This is a genomic window from Sulfuricurvum sp. (assembly GCF_049305995.1).
Lineage (GTDB): Bacteria > Campylobacterota > Campylobacteria > Campylobacterales > Sulfurimonadaceae > Sulfuricurvum.
In genome coordinates this window covers 1-5,471 of sequence record NZ_JBAQPS010000348.1, presented here as the reverse complement: position 1 = coordinate 5,471, position 5,471 = coordinate 1, and the positions used below count along the sequence as shown (strand labels likewise).

Annotated in this window: 3 protein-coding genes; all 3 read left to right on the top strand. The window is 44.3% G+C overall.

Annotation, left to right across the window (positions count from 1 at the left end; translation table 11 throughout):
- Nucleotides 1–2 precede the first annotated feature (2 nt).
- Nucleotides 3–2,195 (top strand): DNA translocase FtsK 4TM domain-containing protein, encoded by a 2,193-nt coding sequence (locus WA010_RS11735; protein ID WP_422557301.1) that lies wholly within the window; start codon nt 3–5, stop codon nt 2,193–2,195.
- A 226-nt stretch (nt 2,196–2,421) separates the two neighbouring features.
- Nucleotides 2,422–5,031, top strand: a complete 2,610-nt coding sequence (gene acnB / locus WA010_RS11730; RefSeq protein ID WP_422557300.1) for a bifunctional aconitate hydratase 2/2-methylisocitrate dehydratase — start codon at nt 2,422–2,424, stop codon at nt 5,029–5,031.
- An 80-nt stretch (nt 5,032–5,111) separates the two neighbouring features.
- A partial coding sequence (locus WA010_RS11725) for a DEAD/DEAH box helicase (protein WP_422557299.1) occupies nt 5,112–5,471 on the top strand: 360 nt, incomplete at its 3' end.

The window sequence follows — 5,471 nt, the reverse complement described above, 5'->3', positions numbered from 1 at the left end:
GGATTGCAACCATTATCGGGGATGCTTCCATTATCGGAGCTTATGGAGCAACTTTTTCTCAAAATAACATCTTTATTTTTGGCTATGTAGCCTATATATATCTACTTTTATTGATGCTTCCCCTTTTTTATTGGTACCGATACGATGGAGAAATTCAAAAACGCCTTGAGATGGGAGGTGTTTTTACCCTTTTATTCTTCACACTCCTCTTTTTTCAAGCAATCGTTGTAGAAGGGATGTATCGAGGTGCTTTTGGTGGAACTATTGTCGATTTCCTCTCTATTTATATTGGTGCATTCGGATTATGGACTTTATGGCTTATGATGGTAGCAATTTCTGTGATTCTTGTAATGGAACAAAGTTTATCAGAACTTGCGCAACCAATCAAAGAGTACATGGACAAACCTCTAACCACCCCGAAACCTTCTCAAACATCAACAGTTGATAAAACGACTCCTATTATCGAAGAATCATCGTATCGTTTTGAAGAAAATAGTTTTTCAGATCCGTATGTACCAATCGAAGAGAACCTTTTTGATCCATATCAAGAGGCTTTTGCCCCTGCACCGGTACAACCTACACTCTTTACGAAAAGCCCTTTGCAAGATTCAACCATCTTGGATACACCTACACAACAAGAGAGTGCACCTAAAGATTCTACCATACTCAGCATGGCAAAAAAAGTAAAAGAGTCTAAGCAACATGCCCTTGTCGTCGATGAGCTCGAAGAGAACAAAATCCTTTTAGACCAAATCGATAAAGGGATCAGTGAGAAACCGAAAAACTTTAAACTCCCTCCTGTTGATTTTTTTCAAAACCCTCCTAAAAAACAAACCTTGGTCGATGAAGCGGAGCTCGATGATAAGATTCGTGATCTCATCGAAAAATTGGGCCATTTCAATATCGATGGGGATGTCGTACGAACTTATGCAGGACCTGTCGTATCGACGTTTGAGTTTAAACCCGCCGCCAATATCAAAGTCTCTAAGATTTTAGGATTGCAAGATGATCTCGCGATGGCACTTAAAGCCCAAACCATTCGTATTCAAGCCCCAATTCCCGGAAAAGACGTGGTGGGGATAGAAATACCAAACAAAACTGTCGAAACAATCTATCTGCGCGAAATGTTAGAGAGTAAACTGTTCCAAGAGGCGGCATCACCGCTTACCCTTATTTTAGGGAAAGACATCGTCGGAAAACCGTTTATTACCGATTTAAAAAAGCTCCCTCATCTCCTCATTGCCGGAACTACGGGAAGCGGAAAAAGTGTCGGGATCAACTCGATGATTTTGAGTTTGCTCTATAAAAACTCACCCGATCAGCTCAAACTGCTGATGATTGATCCGAAAATGTTGGAATTTTCGATCTACAATGATATTCCCCACTTGCTCACTCCGGTTATCACCAAACCCAAAGAGGCGATTTCAGCACTCAACAACATGGTGTATGAGATGGAGCGTCGTTATCAACTGATGAGCGAAACCCGTACTAAAAATATCGAAAACTATAATGACAAGGCAAAAGTAGAAAAACGCGATCCCCTCCCCTATATAGTTGTCATAATCGATGAATTAGCCGATTTGATGATGACCAGCGGTAAAGATGTCGAATACTCCATCGCAAGGTTAGCTCAAATGGCACGTGCCAGTGGTATTCATCTCATCGTAGCGACTCAACGCCCGAGTGTCGATGTCGTAACAGGTCTCATCAAGGCTAACTTGCCGTCGCGTATCAGTTACAAAGTGGGGCAAAAGATCGACAGTAAAATCATTCTCGATGGGATGGGAGCCGAATCGCTCCTCGGTCGAGGCGACATGCTCTTTACCCCTCCGGGGATGAGCGGTCTTGTCCGTCTCCATGCCCCATGGAGTACTGAAGTGGAGATCGAAAAAGTGGTCGATTTTCTCAAAGCGCAACGTGAACCTGAATACGACCGCAAATTTTTACGTGATAAAGAGGATGTTCCAAAATCTGAGGGAGGCAACGGAAATGATGAAGAGACCGATGAACTCTATGAGGAAGCTAAAAATATTATACTGAGTGAACAAAAAACTTCTATCAGCTATTTACAACGACGACTTCAAATCGGTTATAACCGCTCAGCTCGCCTTATCGAGCAGCTTGAAAATAACGGTATCCTCTCTTCTCCCAATGCCAAAGGGAATCGAGATATCATCATAAACGACCCTTTTTAATCCTCCTATGTGAGGGTTCTCTAGCTAAACACCCAACTGTAACTTTTTCTCTCATTTCTCCCTCGTGTCAACATCTAATTATTCTTTAGTAAATTTATTTTATGTTACTATTATACTCATAAATATGGCGAATAAACAAAAGAAATGAGTATTTTAGTAACACATGAAGAAATCTGTTTTTTTCTTCTGATATAATCATTCAAAATTAACTGGCACAGGAGTCACTATGGCTTTTATGGACGAATACAAAGCACATGTAGCGGAACGCGCAGCACAGGGAATCCCACCATTCCCACTTACCAAAGAACAAGTTACTTCTCTTGTTGAACTCATTACAAGCGAAAGTTCTAAAAACGATGAATTAGTCACTATGTTGGCAGAACGTGTCAATCCGGGTGTTGATGACGGTGCTCATGTTAAAGCGGCATTTTTGCACCAAGTCGTCCAAGGGGAAGTAAAAGCATTCTTGGCAAACAACAATGATATTAACAGTGACGATCACAAAAAATCGGCAATCAAAATCCTCGGTAAAATGGTAGGAGGTTACAATGTTAAACCTCTCATCGATGCTCTAAGCAACGATGCTATCGCCAATGAAGCAGCACATGAACTCAAACATACCCTTTTGGTATACGATGCGTTTAATGACATCGTTGAGCTTTCAAAAACCAATAAATACGCTGCGGAAGTTCTCCAATCATGGGCAGATGCAGAGTGGTTTACAAGCAAAAAAACGTTGGCTGAAAAATTCAGTGTTGTTGTTTTCAAATTTCCTGGTGAAACCAATACGGATGACCTCTCTCCTGCGAGCGCGGCATTTACCCGTTCTGATATCCCGCTTCATGCAACAACGATGCTTAGCGCTAAAATGCCTGAAGGTATCGCTAAAATCGCTGAACTCAAAGAAAAAGGGATGCAAATCGCTTATGTCGGTGACGTTGTCGGAACAGGTTCTAGCCGTAAATCAGCTGCAAACTCCGTTCAATGGCACATGGGTGATGATATCCCAGGGATCCCGAACAAACGTACGGGTGGAGTTGTTATCGGTAGCATTATCGCTCCGATCTTCTTCGCAACGTGTGAAGATTCCGGCGCACTCCCAATCGAAGCCGATGTATCTGCTATGGAAACAGGCGATGTACTCGATATCGATACAAAAGCGGGTACCATCACAAAAGGTGGTGCAGTCATCGCTAACTTCTCCCTTCGTCCAAATACTATCGAAGACGAAGTACGTGCAGGTGGACGTATCCCTCTTATTATCGGTCGCGGTTTGACAGCTAAAGCACGTACAGCACTTGGACTGGCACCTGCTACCATTTTCGCAACCCCTATCCAACCAGCCGATACCGGCAAAGGATACACCCTTGCGCAAAAAATGGTAGGTAAGGCATGTGGCATGGAGGGTGTACGCCCTGGTATGTACTGTGAGCCGATCACCAGCACGGTAGGAAGCCAAGATACCACTGGACCGATGACACGTGATGAGATCAAAGAGCTCTCAGCTCTTGGTTTCTCAGCGGATTTCGTTCTTCAGTCGTTCTGCCATACTGCGGCATATCCGAAACCTTCCGATGTGAAATTACACGCAACATTGCCTGCATTCATCAGCTCACGCAGCGGTGTTGCTCTTCGCCCGGCAGATGGTGTTATCCACTCATGGTTAAACCGTATGGTTCTTCCTGATACTGTAGGTACAGGTGGCGATAGCCATACCCGTTTCCCAATCGGTGTGAGTTTCCCTGCGGGGTCAGGTCTCGTAGCGTTCGCGGGTGTTACGGGTGCTATGCCGCTTGAGATGCCGGAATCGGTTTTGGTTCGTTTCAAAGGTGAAATGCAACCGGGTATCACGCTTCGTGACTTGGTTAATGCTATCCCTTACTATGCGATCAAAGCGGGTCTTTTGACGGTAGAGAAAAAAGGTAAGAAAAACATCTTCAACGGACGTGTATTGGAGATCGAAGGTCTTCCAAATATGAAAGTTGAACAAGCGTTCGAGCTTTCCGATGCATCAGCTGAGCGTTCTGCAGCGGCATGTACCGTTCGCCTTAACAAAGAGCCGGTCATCGAGTACCTAAAATCAAACGTTACGTTGATCGAAGCGATGGTAGCCGATGGGTATGAAGATGCTCGTACACTACAACGTCGTGCGGACAAAATGAAAGAGTGGTTAGATGCTCCTACGTTGATGGAACCGGATGCAGATGCGGAATACGCAGCGATTATCGAAATCGACCTTAACGACGTTAAAGAGCCGATTTTGGCATGTCCGAATGATCCTGATAATGTTAAATTGCTCAGCGACGTTGCGGGAACTGAAATCAACGAAGTATTCCTCGGAAGCTGTATGACCAACATCGGACATTACCGTGCGGCGGGTGAAGTAATGCGCGGCGAAGGCAAAATCGCGGTTGAGAAATTCTGGATCGTACCACCGACCCGTATGGATGAGCAACAACTCATCAACGAAGGTTACTATGACGTGTACAAAGCGATCGCGGCACAAACGGAAGTTCCGGGATGTTCACTCTGTATGGGTAACCAAGCGAGTTCACGCGAAGGCTCAACTGTATTCTCGACATCAACTCGTAACTTTGACAACCGTTTAGGTAAAGGGACTCAAGTCTATCTCGGTTCTGCTGAGCTTGCATCGGTGTGTGCTAAACTCGGACGTATCCCAACGGTAGCTGAATACATGAGTATCGTTCCTGAAAAATTGGCAGGAAAAGCAGATCAAGTGTATAAATATCTCAACTTTAATGAGATTTCATCGTATGCACTTCAAGCGCGTAATGTTGCTGAAGAGAAATACGGCGTCACTATTAAAGCGGTATAATCAACCCCTCGTAAACTCCCCTTTTCAGGGGGATTCTTCAACTATGCTATAATCTCTTTATCTAACCATAAAGCGACACAATGTCCACCTTCGACACATTAGCATTACGCACTCCCTTAAAAGAGACCCTAAAACGACTAGAATTCACTAAAATGACCTCTATCCAATCCACTGCACTCCCTGTCATCTTACAAAAAAAAGATTGTATAGCCCAAGCGGCCACAGGAAGCGGAAAAACATTGGCATTCGGTCTTGGAATTTTGGATCAAATCAACCAAAAAATGTTCGGTACCCAATCACTCATCCTCTGCCCTACCCGTGAGCTCGCGGAGCAGGTAGCAAAAGTGATCCGTTCCCTCGCCTCTGAAATAGGCAATATTAAAGTGCTCACCCTCTGCGGCGGTGTACCCATGAAAGGGCAAATTCACTCTCTCAAACAT